This window comes from Muricauda sp. MAR_2010_75 (assembly GCF_000745185.1).
Classification (GTDB): domain Bacteria; phylum Bacteroidota; class Bacteroidia; order Flavobacteriales; family Flavobacteriaceae; genus Flagellimonas.
In genome coordinates this window covers 53,786-72,618 of sequence record NZ_JQNJ01000001.1, presented here as the reverse complement: position 1 = coordinate 72,618, position 18,833 = coordinate 53,786, and the positions used below count along the sequence as shown (strand labels likewise).

The 18,833-nt window shown below is 43.3% G+C and carries 12 protein-coding genes; 4 read left to right on the top strand and 8 right to left on the bottom strand.

Annotated elements, in window-relative coordinates; genetic code table 11:
- Positions 1–26: 26 nt before the first annotated feature.
- The 4 genes from FG28_RS00360 to FG28_RS19950 form a co-directional block, all read right to left on the bottom strand.
- Positions 27–4,268 (bottom strand): NACHT domain-containing NTPase, encoded by a 4,242-nt coding sequence (locus tag FG28_RS00360; RefSeq protein ID WP_036379037.1) that lies wholly within the window; start codon positions 4,266–4,268, stop codon positions 27–29.
- Between the two features lie 22 nt (positions 4,269–4,290).
- On the bottom strand, positions 4,291–4,899 hold the full coding sequence (locus FG28_RS00355) for a hypothetical protein (protein ID WP_036379035.1): 609 nt from the start codon (positions 4,897–4,899) through the stop codon (positions 4,291–4,293).
- Between the two features lie 281 nt (positions 4,900–5,180).
- Positions 5,181–5,669, bottom strand: a complete 489-nt coding sequence (locus tag FG28_RS00350) for a hypothetical protein (RefSeq protein WP_036379034.1) — start codon at positions 5,667–5,669, stop codon at positions 5,181–5,183.
- A gap of 224 nt (positions 5,670–5,893) precedes the next feature.
- Positions 5,894–6,325, bottom strand: a complete 432-nt coding sequence (locus FG28_RS19950) for a helix-turn-helix domain-containing protein (RefSeq protein WP_051947125.1) — start codon at positions 6,323–6,325, stop codon at positions 5,894–5,896.
- A 735-nt stretch (positions 6,326–7,060) separates the two neighbouring features.
- On the opposite strand from FG28_RS19950, the gene FG28_RS00340 reads away from it, so the two are divergent.
- From FG28_RS00340 to FG28_RS00330, 3 genes are read left to right on the top strand one after another with little or no spacing between them, the layout of a single operon-like run.
- A complete protein-coding gene (locus FG28_RS00340) occupies positions 7,061–10,093 on the top strand; it encodes a SusC/RagA family TonB-linked outer membrane protein (protein WP_036379033.1) in 3,033 nt (1,010 codons plus the stop codon).
- 15 nt (positions 10,094–10,108) lie between these two features.
- Positions 10,109–11,545, top strand: a complete 1,437-nt coding sequence (locus FG28_RS00335) for a RagB/SusD family nutrient uptake outer membrane protein (protein WP_051947124.1) — start codon at positions 10,109–10,111, stop codon at positions 11,543–11,545.
- On the top strand, positions 11,532–13,919 hold the full coding sequence (locus FG28_RS00330) for a zinc-dependent metalloprotease (RefSeq protein WP_036379031.1): 2,388 nt from the start codon (positions 11,532–11,534) through the stop codon (positions 13,917–13,919). Before FG28_RS00335 ends, FG28_RS00330 begins: the two co-directional genes overlap by 14 nt.
- Before the next feature lie 118 nt (positions 13,920–14,037).
- Here the strand turns inward: FG28_RS00330 and FG28_RS00325 are convergent, their stop codons facing one another.
- From FG28_RS00325 to FG28_RS00310, 4 genes are all read right to left on the bottom strand, one after another.
- Entirely contained in the window at positions 14,038–14,289 is a 252-nt protein-coding gene (locus FG28_RS00325) for a DUF6520 family protein (protein WP_036379030.1), read from the bottom strand.
- Positions 14,290–14,341: 52 nt separating this feature from the next.
- On the bottom strand, positions 14,342–14,794 hold the full coding sequence (locus tag FG28_RS00320; protein ID WP_036379029.1) for a MauE/DoxX family redox-associated membrane protein: 453 nt from the start codon (positions 14,792–14,794) through the stop codon (positions 14,342–14,344).
- Between the two features lie 96 nt (positions 14,795–14,890).
- A complete protein-coding gene (locus FG28_RS19945) occupies positions 14,891–15,817 on the bottom strand; it encodes a helix-turn-helix domain-containing protein (RefSeq protein WP_081894154.1) in 927 nt (308 codons plus the stop codon).
- Between the two features lie 18 nt (positions 15,818–15,835).
- The gene (locus FG28_RS00310) at positions 15,836–16,222 is read right to left on the bottom strand and encodes a hypothetical protein (protein ID WP_036379027.1); all 387 of its coding nucleotides are present in this window, start codon (positions 16,220–16,222) and stop codon (positions 15,836–15,838) included.
- Positions 16,223–16,420: 198 nt separating this feature from the next.
- On the opposite strand from FG28_RS00310, the gene FG28_RS00305 reads away from it, so the two are divergent.
- Positions 16,421–18,826 carry an aminotransferase class I/II-fold pyridoxal phosphate-dependent enzyme gene (locus tag FG28_RS00305; RefSeq protein ID WP_036379026.1) on the top strand — a complete coding sequence of 802 codons (2,406 nt, stop codon included), beginning with the start codon at positions 16,421–16,423 and terminating at the stop codon, positions 18,824–18,826.
- The last annotated feature ends 7 nt before the right edge of the window (positions 18,827–18,833 follow it).

The following is an 18,833-nucleotide window of genomic DNA, read 5'->3' as shown; positions in this document are numbered from 1 at the left end:
GCATCAAGCAGGAAAAGCCTCTTGTTCTAAATAAGATATTTGGAGGCATCAATTCTTTCAGCTATTTCAGCAAATGCCATTGGTCTGGACCGCATTTTGAAATAGGCATCCCTGGCTTCATTGATAATGTCGTGAATATAAAACAGATCTAATCCTGATATTTGGGCCAATCGGTGTTTGCTGTTTTCCAATCCCGTAAGGAGTTTGGTGAAATCTTTCTGGTTGGCATTTTCATAGAACGATTTCAGGATTTCATACACGGTGCGAATGGGGTCAAAAAAATCATCCCCTTTGATCTCCTTAGACACCGATAGTTCAATTAATTCCAATAGTGCATTGATGGCTCCAGGTGCATAAAAATCGCCAAAGTCCACAGTGCTGAAAAACCGATGTTCCTTGCGATTGTACCTATTGCCAGCTCTAAGCCACTTGTTGAAAAAGGCAAGAGCCTTGGGATGACCTGCCCTAATAAGATACTTTATGGCGGTCAACCCTTCCATGCCCCCCTTATTTTTCTTTAATACCTCCATGGTCTTTTTGATTACGATTTCCTTCTGGCCTAAATTGATTAAGTGACCAGTGGCATCCCAATAAAGACTGTTATCGTCCTCTACAGGGGCTTCATTTTCCAAAATGTGCCGAAGCAACTGCACATCTCCTGTGGTCTCAACATATGACCCCAGCAATTTCCAACGACGATATCTGTTTTGGCTTTGGTCCAACAGATAGTCCCCAATCAGTGAATAAACTTCGCTCAACCCATGAGATAGCGCGAACTCTGCATGATTGATGAAAACAATGAACTCTTCCAAACCATTATGTAAATTTTTGATAACCCTGGCCTTGATCTTATCGATATCCACTTGCTCCAAAATATAGTCGTACCCTACCACGCCACCTTTTTCCAAATGATAATCGACCCAGAGCATGTCCAAATAGGTAGACTCTTGGTATTTGAAATCATAGCGTCTTCCAAAGAACCACAGGTACTCACAGATTAGGTAATTTTTGGATTGGTACCGTCCCAAAGCATGTTCGAAATCTCCATTTTTCTCATTCTTTAGGCACCACTTCTTAAGGTACGCAATATGCTCAGGTCGTTCAACAATATTCTTTTTTGATTGATTGGTCAATTCCCTTTTTATCTTGAACAGGATATAAAGCTCGTCATCGACGTATTTATGCACATCTGCTAATGTTATACTTTTACCTATCTGTCGCCTGGCATCATTGACAATTTCCAAGAAGGTGGGTAAGAACCGTTTTTGCAATTCTAGATCATCCCAGAAATTTTCCTTGTGGTCCCTCATGTCCTCCCAATCCAATTTGGACTTGCCAATTAAATCAAAATAGTCTTCTGCAAGTCTTTTGAGCCCTTTTCGATCAAACAAAAGGTCAAAGGAGCTTTGCTCTTTGGTTTCATGGTAATCCGCCCATAGTTTTCTTAGCTCGACATCTATGAAATCCTCCCTCAGTCGATACTCTGTACTTTCCAAAATCCTTTTTTCAAACTTGAGTGCAAGGTCTACATCCACTCGGCTCAAAACGTTTCTGAAAAAATACAATTCATTAGCTTCAAGTGTTCCTTTTTGGTAATCTTCAACGAGGACGGGAAGTGTGTTATCCGAAATCAGATAGGCCAAAAAGTATCTTTTGTTCTCCATGGTCGGAGGGGATTGGTAAATATCCATGAAGGCTTTGTCATTTGTTCCCGTTTTTTTGAAAAATGCTGCCAAATCTTCCTCATTTCTATAAGTTGTCAGCCTATTCTCCAAGGCTTTTGTCAACCACTCCATAGTATAACCATACATTTCCTTGGTATTCGCATAGGATTCGGCCATTTTTTGGGTCAACTTCGCTAAATCGTTATTTTCCAATCGTATGTCATCCCCATGTTCCAAAAACACCTGCAATGCATATACTTGGTTACGTGCTTGTCCAAGATTTATAAGGGCACTTCTGAAGTACCCTTTTTCGCTCGTCATATAGTTCTCCCTTGTTTGGTGTTTCCGCTGTTTCTCGCCGGCCACAATAGCAGTGATTGACCTTATATATTCAATGTGCTTGTCAACATCCGATTCCAAAATCAGCTTGAGCAACATACTGGTAATACGTTCATGATCAATGTGGGAAACCGTGGAAATCAATTTGGAAAGATATTCCTCTGACCTGTGGTAGCCCTTTTCATGGATAAGATGGAGGATTTCCGCTTTGAAGTCAATATCAACCTCTTCTAATGAAGCTTGCAGACAACAAAACAGAACCTTTTTGAATCGCTCATCCATTAAGGCAGTATCCATTTGAGAGAGCAGAAACATTGCTGAAATACGAGTTCGCCTATGATTGTCTTTATCACTAAGTTCCTTTATTAGAAAATTCCTGTTAACATCGGAATCTGCGAACCTGGCCACGTCTTTGGTTTCTTGGTCATATTTTCTCACCCAAAGCGTCTGTTCCTTGCAACGCTTGATAAAGTAATCTTGAAATACCTCTTTGCGTATACCATCATTGATCCTTGAACGGTCCGCTTGGAACAAAACAATGGCATCATTTTCCTGCAACCACTTGACCAGGCTGGCCATTTTATCTGATTTAGAGTCTAAAAGGTTGAGCAAAAAGGAAATCGAATTCAACCAGGAAGGATGAGTCTTTGGTTTGGCATCGTCCAAGGCTATGAATTCTATTATCTTGTCCACTTCAAAATTACTGAGCGTTTTCGCCACAAAAAACTCTTGGAGATTGCGGTGTTCAAACTCCCATTTGTCCGCATTGACCACCCTTTGTGCAAATCCTGAGTTGACGAAAATGGGTTTGGTCTCCTGTAATAACATGGTTAATTGCTCCCCCGAAATATTACGGGTTTGCATGGCTTCCAATGAAAAAGCCACCTTTTTACATGCTCGTAGTATTTTCCCTGGATCAAAATCTTGTGTCTTTCCCTTGGATTTTTCATCATCATGTAGCCTTTTCGCTATATAACGTTCCATTAACTCCGACTTGTTGCTGGGCAACTTTTGGCTTTCTTGGTAATAATCCCCCAATAGGTTCAGATAATAGGGGTTTTCGAAAAATTCCTTTTGTACACCTGCAATTTCGTGGTAATAATCGCTCTCTGAGGGCATTTGATATTTGTCGACCAAGTATTTAAGGGCATGCTTAAAATCCAGGCTGTTCAAGGTACAGCATCTAAAATTGGTGATGTCCCTGATTGTTGATTCATATATATTGGTGCGGCAACTGATGACAAATTTGACGGTGGTCTCACCGTCATGGTTTTGAATGAAATTTTCAATCATGGTGCGGAAGGTCTGCCCATATGAAATTTCGTCCAGACCGTCCAAAATGACCAACAATTGTGGGATGTCCTTCCAATTCGGTGGTAAATGATTTTCAAGGGTATCTTGTTTCCCGAAACTATTGATGGACCGGTAAAATGGAATCCACAGGTTTTCTTCCCTATGTTCCCAATAATCCATGGCCAGTTCCTTGAGTTCAATGGACTTTCCCATACCTGGATTGCCCAATAATACCAATCCTGGACAAACCGCATCGGTTAAAATGTTGTGTAGCACATCGTTTATTCCAAACAGTGCGACTTCTTTGTTAAGGATATTGAATAGGTGTCTGTCATCAGTCTCAGGATCTTGGATAAGCGTAACCCCTCTCTGGATGTAGTGTGCCTCCTTGACCAGATGGGTAATGAATCTGGTTTTTCTGACAGCAGCTATCGTGAATTCTTCATTGGTCTTATAAAAAAGGAGTGTTTTGAACCTGTCCAGTTCTTTTTCTTCGTCAATTTCAAAAGACAGAGAATGGCCATACACGGCTTCATAGATTTCAGGTTCCAATGCAAAAAGCTTATCAATACCATGGGCCTTTTCGAACAGACAAACCCTGAAGGGATACTTGCTCCGATTAAAGGTGCGCTCTGATTTTTCTGGATTTCTGTGATTCCCAAAATTGGATCTTGGACTAATGAATATTGCAATATCATTTTCTTTGAGCAAATAGCCCGAGGTCTCCAAGTCATGGAGCTTTGCATAGATATTCCCGAAAGCTGGGTCGGTAGTGTAATCCTTGCATTCCACATAGATATTGCGCACGGTCATGCCATCTGTGACCATAAACTGTATGTCGAACCCATCCTGTGTACCACTAAATTGAGGGCGTTCTTTTAATATGGTGTATCCCAATCGCTGGAAAATCCTTGAAAAGAACACTTTGGCCTGTTCCTCAAATAATTTTCCACTGTTGCCTCCTTTCGTCATTTTCTGTACACCAAATGAAGGCTTAATCCTCCACTTCCCGAGTCATATAGTCCAACACTTTTATTCCACCTACAATCGCCAAGCCATTTCGCACCATTCTCCAAAAGGATTTCTGGTCTTCGGTTTCCTTGGCTTTCCGTATCTGCTCAACGGCATTCTTTAATAATTGGCTGATTTGGTGCCCTTGCTCTTGAAGGTTTCTGACAGTACCATCCAAGGTGATGTATTGTGTGACATTGGGCAAAAAACTACCTACGGCCGTCCCTTGCTTGACAAAAACAACAACAGGTTTGCCTAACATATAGGCCATTCCCGCCTCCACATGGATCATTTCGGAGAGTCCATATAGGGATTTTGAGCTATTGGCCATGTCCCTTTGTACATATCGTGGGGTGGCTACCACAACGAGAAAATCCGCCAGTGGAATGTTTTTCTTCATTTGTTCCACGATAGGAACTGGTGCAATGGAGTGACGCCCCACAGTGCCCATAGGCTTTATCTGGCAATGCAGTAATATTCGTTCCACAAATTCAACAAACGGCTCGTCCTCTTTTCGCAGACTACAACTGACAAAAGCTTTAGCTGCGTATTGGGCATCCTCTATATGAGGATTTTGATACTTGGCATCCATAGGGTTATTATACAATTACTTAAAGAACAACTAAAATACTTCTTTTGACTTTGGAGCCGTAAAATTGTTAATATTTATTCAAAACTCATGCCTAAATAGTTGACTGATAGATGTATACTAAATTTTTCCTTTATCATGTAAGTTTTAGAAGAGAACCAACTAAAGCAAAGTGTTATTTTGAAAGTAATTTGTGTGGATGATCTTTCAGGATAGACCCTTATAATTTTCCTTCCATTTTGGAACATGTAACACATCCAAAGGAGTTTCTTATTTTTTAAAAATTAGGCCCCATAGTACTTTTTCATTTCGTTTTTGACTTTAGTCATGTCTATTCCTTTTTTTTCGGAATACTCAATTAAATCGAGCTCAATTGAAACCTGCAATTTGTGAGCTTTTATTGTTGTCGCTTTTATTCTTTCATAAAGTTTTTCAAAGTATGAATCTGATTTTAAATCATCTTTATTCTCTGTAGTGCTCTTATGAATAAGCCAGTTTCTTTCTGTTAAAAGTTTTGACAACTCCAACTCCAAGGGTTTAGAGAATAGAGATTCTTTTTTGATAATGTTTATCGCCATGCCAAGTGTATACTTCTGTTGTTTTTTTAAAAGATCGTCTGCTTCTTTCCTTTGGTCAGGCTCTGTTTTTTTTAAGACAATGGAGTGACTTAGAGCATCCTCCAATATTTGAACGGCACATAAAGATTCACCCAAAAGGGTGTAGAGAGTTATTTCTCTTTTCGAGGCTTCTTTAAATTTAATGTTTTCAATCATTGGTATTTTGAGGAAGAACTAAATATTAATTATTAAAGGCAAAACTATGATACGCAGAATTCGATTATATTTGACTTTATTGGCTATATTTATTAGTTTGGCTGCTTGTAAAACTTTACCAATTTTATGCAGACATTTCCCCTTTCAAATTCTCAATCAAACATTGTTCGATTAAGTTGCCATCTTATTTCCATTTTTTTTGTTACCAAAAAAGTAATTTAGATTTATTCTTCAATTATAGTCATGTATTCTAATTCACCGTTTTCCCATTGAAGAATTTCATGGTTGGTTAAACTTTTGATTGAGAGAACTTCAAAGCGTTTTTTTACATTTCCGTTTTCATCAACCTCATGTTTTTTGGTGTCCATTTTAAGCAATTTAAGTCTGATTTTTACTAAATCGTTTTTTAAAATCTCCTTGGGAAAAATATCTTGATATGACCTTAAATTCAGCGCTTTTGCAGCTCTAGCCATCATTCTCATATTGTATTTAGCTCTACTCTTCGGGTTTTCTATTTGCCCAACATAACCTTCAGATACCCCTATGCGTTGTGCCAGTTCTACTTGATCTATATATGGGTTTGATTTTACCCTCAATTCTCTTATACTTTCAATCACATGGAAGTCTATATGTGACATTATTATTTCTATTCTCATTTTGCATATATATAAGTATGTGAATCACGGGACTTGAAAAACATTATTCACATATACATGACTACGTGAACATTTTTTTATATATTAGCCTTGATTATTTATTTTTGCGATTCTTCGTATTGATAATATTTGAAGCTATCGCTTTGAATCTCTCGCTAGAAAACTGGTAACTTTTTGCAGAAGGGATGATAAGTAGATTTGCTCACGACCCGGGCGTGAGCTCACTTATCTCTGCAAGGTATACCAGTACCACTAGCGGTTAAGTTGAGTTTTCACGCCCAACTTTTTCTTAGCGTTTGGTTTCTTTAAATTTTCGAAGCATCGCCCAACCTTCTAGGTTATGGGAAACAATTGGCAACTTTTTTATGTGGGGTTCACTCTGTGTGATTGTCCTGTTTTTGGGACATCTCACTCAGTGTTCGATATCTTGTTTAAGAAAAAGCCAAAAAACCCCGTATAATCCCAAGGCTAGGGTTGTGGGATACCCGTTACACTGATTTTTCGGTTCACGAGATCTTTTAGTCCCGCAACCAACGACTACACTTTTTGGGTAACCGACCCAGCACGAAATCATGGTCTTTTTTTGGTTAAGGAATCCATTTCCACGGGCTTTTGCCCTTTGGACAGGACGGCCTTTGCCCGAACCTTGATGCCCTTCTGGAAGTTACGACTTTCCCGTGGCTTTTTTGGGTAGTGTGATGAACAATTAACAAAGAAATCAAACGAACTCAATTTATGAAAAAATCAATATCACGCATGTACAGGGTTTCCCTGTTCATGCCACTATATGTCTTTTTAATGCCCTTTTTTACAAACACAATGCAGGCGGGCAAAGTCTTGGAACCAACACAGGCCACTGTTTCCGGCACCGTGACCGATACTTCAGGGAATCCCTTGGCCGGGGTGAACCTTGTGGTGGAATCCAAGAATATTGGAACTATTTCAGATTTAGATGGTTCCTTTTCTATCAATGCGGGTCCTACCGATGTGCTTATCTTTTCCATGGTGGGCTACAAAACCCTTTCAGTGGCCATTGGGGATAGGGAAGAGCTTATTGTTTCCTTGGAGGAGGATGTTACCGTATTGGGTGAAGTGGTGCTCAATGCAGGGTACTATAAAGTTTCCGAAAAGGAACGCACCGGAAATATTGCCACCATTAAGGCAGAGGTCATCGATAAACAGCCCGTGGGCAATCCCTTGGCCGCCATGCAGGGACACATGTCAGGAGTCAATATTGTTCAGGATACAGGGGTGCCCGGAGGTGGGTTCTCCATTGAGGTCCGGGGCAGGAATTTCATCAACGGGGCATCCGATCCGTTGTTCATTGTGGATGGTGTACCCTTTAGTTCCCAATCGATGGGGTCGGCCCGTCTGTCAACCGCGATCGTTGGCGGAAACATTAGTCCCCTCAATGCCATCAATCCCAATGATATTGAGAGCATAGAGGTGCTGAAAGATGCTGATGCAACGGCCATCTATGGGTCCCGTGGCGCCAATGGTGTGGTGCTCATTACCACCAAGAAGGGCAGGGCGGGCAAGACCCGCTTCGATGCCCGGTTGAGTACTTCCCTTGGACAGGTATCCCATTTTATGGACTTGATGAAAACAAAGGAATACTTGGAATTGCGCAGGGAGGGGATCATCAATGATGGGGTTGATAACCTTTTGGGCAATCCAGGGTTGGATTTCTTTTGGCCTGATGTGACCCTTTGGGACCAAAATCGATATACCGATTGGCAAAAGGTACTTATCGGGGGCACGGCATACCGAAACAATGCGCAACTCTCTTTCTCCGGTGGCAGTGAACAAACCCAATTTTTGATCAGTGGAGCCTATCAAAAGGAGACCACGGTCTTTCCAGGGGATTTTAGATACAAAAGGGCAAATTTGAATACCTCCCTGAACCATCGTTCCGAGGATGGCAAGTTTGGGGTCAGCCTTTCGACCTCTTACGCCAAAGAGGATAATTATTTGCCCAGCACGGATTTTAGTACCATGGCATATACCTTGGAACCCAATGCCCCTGCACTCTATGATGCAGAAGGGAATATCAACTGGGAAGGCAATACATGGGAAAACCCTATGGCTGCATTGGAGGAAAAATATATGGTCGTTTCCAATACCCTCATCACCAATGCAGTGGTCTCCTATAAGATCTTGGACAATCTTGAAGTGAAGTCCAGCATGGGCTTTACCAACTATCGATTGGATGCCCAAAGGGCCATGCCCTCCTCGTCAAGAAACCCACAATATGGACTGACACCCCAAAATTACTCCTACCTGATGACCAATGTGTCCAAAAGGGAATCATGGATTGTGGAACCCCAATTGAATTGGATGAAACAATGGGACCAATTTTCGTTGGACGTCCTTTTGGGTACCACCTTTCAGCAGGAGACCACGGAACAGCTCGCTCTGCGGGGTCGGGGCTTCCCCAACAATGAACTGATCCTTAACATGGCCGCTGCGGACAATCTGGATATCCTTTCCAATACAGACAATGTATATAACTATAATGCTGTGTTTGGGCGTATCAACCTTAAATTCTTGGATAGGTATTTCATTAACCTGACCGGACGAAGGGATGGATCTTCCCGATTTGGACCGGGCAAACAGTTTGGAAACTTTGGTGCGGTCGGATTGGCCTGGCTTTTCTCCGAGGAGGGTCTTTGGTGTGAAAATTCTGTTCTGAGCTATGGAAAGTTAAGGTCGAGTTATGGCACTACGGGAAGTGATAATGTCGGTGATTATCGATTCTTGGATACCTATTCCGTTACCGGGGACCATTATGATGGGGTAACGGTCATTGAACCTACGGGACTGTTCAATCCCTTGTTCGGTTGGGAGGAGAACAGGAAATTGGAGGCTGCCCTGGAATTGGGTTTCTTCAAGGACCGAATATTGCTCAATGCATCATGGTACCGTAACCGATCATCCAATCAGTTGGTCGGGATTCCATTGGCGGCCACTACGGGATTTTCGGAACTGACGGGAAATTTTGATGCCATAGTTGAGAATACCGGGATTGAATTGGACATACGGACTGTAAATGTCCAATCGCGGAAATTCAATTGGTCCACCACCCTGAACCTGACCCTTCCGAAAAATAGGTTGGTGGAATTTGATGGACTTGAAAACTCAACCTTTGCCAATAGGTATATCATAGGGGAGCCCCTGACCATACTGAAACTGTACCATTCCCTAGGGGTGGACCCTGAAACTGGGATGTATGGTTTCGAAGACTTTAATGGGGATGGGATCATCAGCAGGCTGGAGGACCGGGAATGGGTCGAGGACTTGGCCCCCAAGTTTTATGGGGGGTTGGGAAATACCTTAAGCATGGGGAACTTTACCTTGGATGTCTTCTTTCAGTTCAAAAAGCAAAAGGCGTTGAATAATCTACTGTTTGGGACCGTCCCGGGCCTAAAGGGTAATGCCCCCAAGGAAATGTACGATCGTTGGCAGCAGCCTGGAGACCTGGTGCCCTTTTCTAGGGCCTATAGTGGCTTGGTGCCTATCGGGGATCTGGACCAGTACCAACAGCAAAGCAATGCTGCAGTTTCGGATGCTTCATTCATCCGTTTGAGGAATATTTCATTGAATTACAAGATTCCCGACATAAAGGAGGGGCTTGACATCAACGTATACCTCCAAGGCCAGAATCTCTGGACCATTACGGGGTATAAGGGACCGGATCCCGAACAGCCGACCAATACACGTTTGCCCGCCTTACGCCAGATGACCCTTGGACTCCAACTTAGTTTTTAACCTTAAACCCTTAATATGAAACGTTTGAACGATACAGCATTTGAGAATATAGGCCAGGGAATATCCGCGATTGGAGCGCCATTTGGAACTCCATGGACGTTCCTATTGATCTTGGTTATGAACATGATGGGTTGTGCCGATTTTGTAGAAGTAGATCCACCAAGGAACACCTTGGTATGGGAGACCGTGTTCGATGACCCGTCCACAGTGGAATCCGCCCTTGCCAATCTTTATTTTGGGATGCGGGAACAGGGAATGGTTTCGGGAACCACAGGGGTGACCCCAGTACTGGGCATATACGCTGATGAATTGGACTACTATGGTTTTGGAGCCGATTTGATCCAATTCTACCAGGGTGAAGTAGCTGCGGCCAATGGTATTATTGCCAATTGGTGGCGCCATACTTACCACTTGATCTATAGTGCTAATGATATAATCAATGGGGTGGATGCATCCAATGGACTGACCAAGGATGAAAAGAATGAATTCAAGGGGCAAGCTTTGTTCATCCGTGCCTACTTGCATAGTCAATTGGTACTTGCCTTTGGGGATGTGCCGTATATCACTTCCACGGACTATCTGGAAAACGGTAGGGTGTCCCGAATCCCAACAACCGAGGTCTATGCTTATATCATTCGGGATCTCTCCGAAGCACTGGATGCCTTGGAAAGTGTTGATTTTGTGTCAAGTGAAAGGGTAGTCCCGGATGGGGATGTGGTCAAGGCTTTGTTGGCTCGGATGTACCTCCATGAAGAAAATTGGGAAATGGCGGCATCCTTGGCCACGGAACTTATCGATTCCTATTCCTTGGAAAATGATCTTGACCGAGTGTTCCTTAAGGATTCCCAAGAAACCATATGGCAACTCAAGGCCGATACCGAATTCCCGTTGAACACAAGGGAAGGGGAGCAGTTGATCATTCGGTCCATTCCCGGACAGTCCTATGCCTTGACAGCGGATTTTTTGATGGCCTTTGAAGCGGATGATTTGAGAAGGGACCATTGGATGGGTAGTATGTCAGATGTGGACAACACCATTACCCTTTACTTTGCACACAAGTACAAAGCCGATATCAATGAGATGGAATCCCTAGAATATTCCATACTTATGCGATTGGCGGAGCAGGTATTGATCAGGGCAGAGGCCCGGGCACATATGGGGGATATGGTCGGGTCGCGAGCGGACCTCAATGCAATACGGAACCGGGCCGGTTTACCCGATGTGAATATCAGTACAACTGACGATTTACTGGATGCCATTGTCCTAGAACGAAGACGGGAACTGTTCACTGAACAGGGTTTGCGTTGGTTTGATCTTGGACGGACCGGGTTGACCGAAGAAGTTATGGGTGCCCTCAAACCCAATTGGCAGTCAACGGATGTGCTGCTGCCCCTTCCCGAGTCTGAGCTGGAGGCCAATCCCAATTTATTGCCGCAGAATGATGGCTATTGATGTTACCTGCAAAGATCGTTTGGGTGTTCCGCAGCTGCGAAAACGAAACTATCCCTATATGATCATGAGGATGGTACAACTTATTGTTTGGATTTTTGTTTCAACACTCCCAAGTATGGCTTTGGTAAAGCATTGCGATACAGTTCAGGTATCTGGGATTCGGAACGCAGGACCAAAAATGAACCATCCTTTTCTGACCACTTCAGTGGTTGACGGCGAACTTTTTCTGGATGTGCCAAAAGAAGTCTTGGGTAGACGACTTCTTTTCGTCCGGTACGATCAAGGAAGCCATCGGAGGTTTTTACAGGTTATCTGGTCCTTGCAAGGGGATCGGATGTTGTTGAAGGTTCCGAGTGTCCGCTCAACAACAGGTATTACCTTGCCCGTCGCACCAAATCTCACCATTACGGATAATATCCTGGCCATTTTTCCTTTGAAAAAGGACAAGGGAGAACCAGGGTCGTATAGGGTAAACATCACATCCTTGGTGTTGCAGCAAAGAATAGAATGGGAACCTGGATTTGCCGAGGAACTGGTGCCGGAGATTACCATGCTGATGGGGGCAAAGGATTTGGACGACGAAGTGATCATCAAGACCCGTAGGGGACTGGTCAAGGGAGGTTTCAAAGTATCGGTGCCCATATTCTTCGGATTTACCGTTTTACCTGACCCGATGAAGGCCAGAAGGTTCGACTATCGGATGGGGTTTTACAATGAGGAGTCCTCGGGCATGCATCTCCAATTAAGAAATGGATTGGCCAATATTTCCAGATGGCGTTTGGAGAAAAGGTTTCAAGACCAAGAGGTCAGTGTGCCCATCAATCCAATTAACTTTTTATTGTCACCTGACATTCCCAAAAAATGGAGGCCCTATATCAAGGCGGGTATTGAAGAATGGTTGCCTGCTTTTGAGTCGGCAGGATTCAAGGATGCATTGGTGGTCAAGGAATTGGATACTTTGGATGAATGGACGGCACATAGCATCCATTCCAATATCGTGTACTGGTCCGGGATCAATGATATAAGGGGTTCGGAATACGGGGACTATGGGGGTACGGCTGCCAAAATCGTCGATCTCAGGACAGGTGAGATTTTGCGGGGGGATATCTTTATAAGTGCCTCGGAACGGACCGTAATGGAACGCTATTTTGTCCGTTCAGTGCCTTTGGATCAAAGGGCCCGACAATTCCCATTTCCCGATGAACTTGTCGGCTCCCTCTTCCAAGTGATAGTGGCACATGAGGCGGGCCATGTTTTCGGACTCAAGGATGCCAATTATGGAGAGTTCAGTTATCCATGGGAGAAAATGAAAGATAGTGTGTGGTTACGGAATATGGGTCACACACCAAGCATTATGAACTATGCCAGATCTTCGAACCTTCCCCAACCAGAGGACAGTGTTCCACCTGACCTTTTGGTCCAAAGGGTAGGTCCGACGGATAGGTACAATATCCAATGGGCCTATACGGAGTTTCCCAAGGACATTTCAGGGAAAGGGGAAAGTATGGCCTTGGAGAAAATGATACGGTGGCAGGATTCCGTTCCTTGGTACCGGTTCAACAATGCCATTTTTGAATCCATTGGCCCCGCGACTTCCAGTGAGGTGGTCGAAACCAATGATCCCGTTCGTAGTACCGGATTGGCCTTGAAAAACTTGGAAAGGGTGATCTCCCTATTGCCCAAAGTAACCCTAGATCAGAAAGACAATGCACGATTGGGTCGTTTGCATGAAAAAACGTTGGAACTATGGTACAACCATATGGTCCATGTTTCGACACTGATCGGGGGATATGATATCCAGTATAAACCCTTGGGTCAACAAGGGCAAATGTACACGCCGATACCTTGGGAAAAACAATCAGAAGCAATGGAGTTTCTACTTGCCAATGCTTTTGATCCACCTAAATGGTTGACCCAACCAAGCTTTTATTCAAAGACAATGTACTCTACTTTTCCTGATTATATCTTGGGCTATCAACAAAGGCTCTTGTCTGAATTGGTCATGGCTCCCCGATTGAGGCGTTTAGAATTCATGGAAAGCAGTTCTGCTTCTGAAAATATGGTCCAAAATTACTTGGACCAACTACAATCCGGCCTGTTCAGGGAACTGCAATATAACCATGCCCCTGTAGAAAGTCAAAGGCAAACGATACAGATATTATATATTGACCTTTTGGTCAGATTTGTGCAACAGAAGGGACATGGGCCAAATTCCGAGGAGCGTTTTTTTTTCCATTCTGATTATGTAGTGGCTCAGTTTAGGATGCAATTGAAAGGGTTGAAAAAGACTATCCAAAATGGAATGAAAAGAAATTGGGATGATGTCAGTATGGCCCATTGGGAAAGATGTCTGGAAAAAATATATGGGATGTAGCTAAGGTCTGAAGGAATTTCATGAACTGGGAGAATTGCCCTAATGTTTGTGGAAGTTTGTTGAATTAGTGAAAAAGGTGCCTTGGAAAAGGCACCTTTTAATTGAATCAGAAAACCGATTATGGCACATTTTTGCGCAAAGGCGTGCTGCCAAAGCTTGGCATGGAATACAATTGATAACCAAGATGTTTACAAAGGGTATTCCCGGTTTCACCACAGCCTTCGGCGGGAATGGATCGCCATTCCTGCTCAGCGGTGTCATAATAGTGACCATCTTGAAAGACAGCCCTATCCTCAGTTGCAAATGCCAGGCCGACCGCCAAAAGGATGGCGAAGGCCGGTAAAACAAGTTTTAAAAAATTAGATTTCATAATACTAAGTATAAACGTTAATGCCTACTCTTTTCTAGGTTTTCGGCTTCCCCTACTGCACAGTATTTTGATGCGATTGCATGATATTCTGTTTGTTGTTACAAATGATTCCCAACAAGGCCATGAACATAAAAGTGATATTGAACAAAATATGGTCCGTCCACCCCAAGGTTGAAATGACCCCGCCACAGGAGCAAGGGATGGACTCACTGTATTTTAGAACTATACTGATATAGATGGTGAATGAACCCAATAAGACCAAGCTGGCATACAGGGCAAGTGTGCGGTATCTTGCGAACCACAATAGGCCTGCGATCACCAGCTCCACAAAGGGCACGGCCCATGAGATCACTGTGGCATAGGATGCAATGTAGGGCATACGCTCCACCCTCAATTGAAAGGTATCCAAATGCATCAATTTGCTGACCGCAGTATAAACGAACAGTAGGGTCAACAAAAGGCTGAACAGGGTAATAAGTTTGGAGTAGATTCCTTTGTGAGACATATCCTTTGATTTGATATGACAAAGTTCGGGAGTCTGATGTATCCCTAAGGGAGTATTTGTTATCTGAAACGGAGTAAATGCATGATATTAAGGATTTTATGACCTTAAATCAGTAGGGGATAGTCCATATTTGTCCTTGAATGCCCTTGAAAAATGGGTCTTGCTCTTAAAGCCGGTCATTTGGATGATTTGCTTTATCGTCAGGGTGCTGTGCTGGATTAGGGTCCTTGCCATTCGAAGACGTTCCCTGATCAGAAATCTAAAAATGGTCGTACCATAGATCTGTTTGAAGCCATATTTCAGTTTGTACTCGTTGGTGCCCTTCTGACGGGCAAGATCCTGCAAGGTGGGAAGATCCTTGTCCAGATTGTTGATGATCATATCATGGACGTCCCTGATGATTTGGATATCCTCTGGCGTCAATGTGACCTTATGCTCCTTGATGCCCTTGGTCACTTTGAGTTTATTTTTGGGCAGCCCTGTTTCAAAAGGTTCCCCCTTGGAAAAGAATACGGAGTTCAACAGGGTTTTTTGACCGCTCCCATCCAAGGCCTGGTACACCGATATTTGGCAATCCTTGGCCAGCAAAAGACCATCGTTGGTAATGAATTCCAGGAACAATACCGTTTCAGACCGCTCCCGTTTCAAATGTTTTGACATCTTCTTGTTCCATCTTTCACGGGACCTTTCCGTCATGAATTCAGAGATATGTTTTCCGAAAAGATCCTTAGGGGGATAGGACAATAGGGAGCAGGTGCCATTGGTGAGCAATTCAATGTGACCATTCCCATCTAAGATCATGGATAGTTGGATGACACATTGTGGGGTGTTGTGTGCGTTTGCAAAACCCTGATGGATAAAGGCCGCCCCTATTTCCTCATTGACCATGTTCAACATGACCACCAAAGAAGCAATATTGTCATTTTTATCGGAAGGCTCAATGGAATAGAAGAAATTGCCCTTGGCCATTTCCAAGAGCATCTTTTGTATCCGTTTTACCCTAAAGTCATCGCTGTTCGGCATATCCTTTCATTAAATTGGTTAGTTTTCATCGGTTTCCTTAATGCCCAAATAGGCCAAGGCCTCCGCTTTTCTGGTAAAGGATCGTGTAGGCACTTTCTGGGAATGGGTGTCCAAATAAATGGAGCTGATCATATCCGTAACCGGTGGATCGATCAAAAAGGCCAGTTTCTCGATCCAAAGGGAACCTTCCAAAGCCAAATAGTCCCTTGCGGCCTTATCGATATTTCTGACTTCCCGTATATCGCATAGCACCGGCATCGATTTACCTTCTTGTAATTCCATCCGATCCTTGACTATGAGTTGTGCCGCCTTACGGTTGATACACGGCACTTTCTTGTAGATAATATGTAAAAGATCATCAGTCAACAGATATATGGCATAGCTGTTTTCATGTGTTTTTTTCATCTCCGGAAAACTGGTTAGCGCAATCAATTTACAAAATTACTGCAATTGATTTTTTTACAGGAGAGCTATTGACGTTAATAAAAGGATTTTGGTTATCTGAAAAGGAGTATTTGTTATCTGAAAGGGATTAAATAGAATAAGTATGATTTATCAACTTACAAAATCCGTTTCTTTTTATCACAAATAATATCAAATAAAATGGCCAAGATCAAACACCACAATTTTTTGAACACTGTACATGAGGTATTCACTGATGCAAAACAAGCTGGGGTATTGCACCTTTATGCCGGCGGAAAGTCTTTTTCGGGAAGGACGATAGAAGTCGGGGGTAGGGAACTGTACCATTTTGGGACCACGGGTTATTTAGGGCTGGAACAGGATTCCAGATTGAAAAAGGCCGCCAAGGAGGCCATTGATAGCTATGGGACGCAATTTCCCTTATCCAAATCCTATATCTCCAATCCGTTATATGAGGAATTGGAAAACTCGATTTCCGAAATGTATGGCTATCCCATTGTCATTACCAAAAACAGTACCCTTGGGCACTTAGGTGTCATTCCAAGTGCCGTGGATGATGACGACGTAATCATTCTGGACCACCAGGTCCATTGGAGTGTACAGAATGCGGCCAAAATGCTAAAAACCCGGAGTGTTCCCATCGAAATGATCCGGCATAACCATTTGGAAATGTTGGAGGACAAGATTAAAAAGTACCAACATTCCAAAGGCAGGATTTGGTATATGGCCGATGGCATTTATTCCATGTACGGGGATTATGCCCCGGTTAAGGAACTGATGGGGTTGGCAAAGAAATATTCCCAATTGCATTTTTATTTCGATGATGTTCATGGCATGAGTTGGGTGGGAAGGAATGGTACCGGATATGTGTTGGACCAATTGGGGGAATTGCCCGAAAATGTATTGCTCTTCGGTACCCTGAGCAAGACTTTTGGGGCCAGTGGTGCAGTATTGGCCTGTTCCAACCCACAACTATATGATAAGATCAAGACCTTTGGTGGACCGTTGACCTTTTCTGCCCAATTGGAACCAGCCTCGGTAGCTGCTGCCATGGCCTCGGCACAAATCCATCTATCCCCGGAGATTTATGTGCTTCAACAAGAATTGAGGGAACGTATCGATTATTTCAATGATTGCCTTTTGATAACGGAACTTCCCTTGATCGATAGAAATGAATCACCGGTGTTCTATATCGGGACCGGTATGCCCAAGACCGGGTACAATTTTGTGAACCGTTTGATGGGGGAGGGCTTCTTTGTCAACCTCGGGATCTTTCCTGCTGTACCTGTAAAGAATACTGGTGTAAGGATTACGATTTCAAGGCATAACCAAAAAATGGAAATCCAAGCATTGGTGGAGGCCATGGAATATCATTTTCCAAAGGCATTGGAAGATACCCAGACCGATGCCCAAAGGGTATTCCACGCCTTTAATATGGAACCAAAGCCCCTAAATGGGCCGAAAGTATCTTCTGAGCTTACCATTGAAGTATTCGATACCATTGACCAAATTGAAAAGGAAGAATGGAACCAAAGATTAGGTGGGCAGGGGGTCTACGATTGGGAGGGGCTGAAGTTTTTGGAAGAGGTATTCCAGGATAACCCAGAGAGGGAACATAACTGGTTGTTCCGATATGTGGTCATCAAGGATGCTGATGGGATACCTGTATTGATGACCTTTCTGACCGTTTCCCTTTGGAAGGACGATATGCTGGCACAAGCACAAATTTCTGCTGCCATTGAGGAGGAAAGGAAAATCGATCCCTACCATTTGTCATCCATGGTCCTGTCCCTAGGTTGCCTGTTCACGGAAGGAGATCACCTGTATTGGAATGCATCACATGCATTGGGCAAGGAAGCGAGGGACACCCTATTGGAAACCATGGAAAAACTGGAGCAGCAGTTTGGGGCCAAAATGACAGTCCTTCGGGACTTTGGAGAACATTCACCATGGAACGAACCGCTTTACGGTCAGGGATTTTTAAGGGTGCAGATGCCCAACTCCTGTTACGTTGTCTTGAACGGGGTGGATTCCATGGAAGATTATTTGCAAAGATTGTCCTCCAGAAACAGAAGACATTTTCGAAAGGACGTCCAACCCTATCTCGATAGGGCAAAGACCCTAGTTCTTCCCAAGCTATCCAAATCTGAACTTGAACAGGTCAAATCCTTATTTGGGGAAGTACAGTCCCGGAATTTGGGGCTCAATACCTATTCATTTCCGGACTCCCTGTTTGAAAAGATGAACGAAAACCATTTGTGGGAGTTTATTGTCCTTTTTTCATTGGACGAACCTGAAAAGATAGTGGGCGTGATGTTCTGTTATACCAATTTGAACCAGGTCTATGTCCCTGCTTTTGTAGGTATGGATTATGATGGTCTGGAAGAATTTGCCATTTATCGCCAGTTGCTCTATCGGACCATTGAACGGGCCATTGGATTGGGCATTCCCAAAATCGATTTCGGGTTGACCGCAGCCTTTGAGAAACGGAAACTTGGTGCAAAGGTCGAGAAAAAATATGCCTATCTCCAGACCAATGACAATTTCATTTTGGAATTGCTCGGAATCATGGAAGGCCAGTATTAATGGAGAA

Bases quoted from the DNA above. Each gene is read 5' to 3' on its own strand.
- FG28_RS19950 (WP_051947125.1), bottom strand. From the start codon at position 6,325: ATGAGAATAGAAATAATAATGTCACATATAGACTTCCATGTGATTGAA.
- FG28_RS00360 (WP_036379037.1), bottom strand. From the start codon at position 4,268: ATGACGAAAGGAGGCAACAGTGGAAAATTATTTGAGGAACAGGCCAAA.
- FG28_RS00325 (WP_036379030.1), bottom strand. From the start codon at position 14,289: ATGAAATCTAATTTTTTAAAACTTGTTTTACCGGCCTTCGCCATCCTT.
- FG28_RS00320 (WP_036379029.1), bottom strand. From the start codon at position 14,794: ATGTCTCACAAAGGAATCTACTCCAAACTTATTACCCTGTTCAGCCTT.
- FG28_RS00310 (WP_036379027.1), bottom strand. From the start codon at position 16,222: ATGAAAAAAACACATGAAAACAGCTATGCCATATATCTGTTGACTGAT.
- FG28_RS00335 (WP_051947124.1), top strand. From the start codon at position 10,109: ATGAAACGTTTGAACGATACAGCATTTGAGAATATAGGCCAGGGAATA.
- FG28_RS00305 (WP_036379026.1), top strand. From the start codon at position 16,421: ATGGCCAAGATCAAACACCACAATTTTTTGAACACTGTACATGAGGTA.
- FG28_RS00355 (WP_036379035.1), bottom strand. From the start codon at position 4,899: ATGGATGCCAAGTATCAAAATCCTCATATAGAGGATGCCCAATACGCA.
- FG28_RS19945 (WP_081894154.1), bottom strand. From the start codon at position 15,817: ATGCCGAACAGCGATGACTTTAGGGTAAAACGGATACAAAAGATGCTC.
- FG28_RS00340 (WP_036379033.1), top strand. From the start codon at position 7,061: ATGAAAAAATCAATATCACGCATGTACAGGGTTTCCCTGTTCATGCCA.
- FG28_RS00350 (WP_036379034.1), bottom strand. From the start codon at position 5,669: ATGATTGAAAACATTAAATTTAAAGAAGCCTCGAAAAGAGAAATAACT.
- FG28_RS00330 (WP_036379031.1), top strand. From the start codon at position 11,532: ATGATGGCTATTGATGTTACCTGCAAAGATCGTTTGGGTGTTCCGCAG.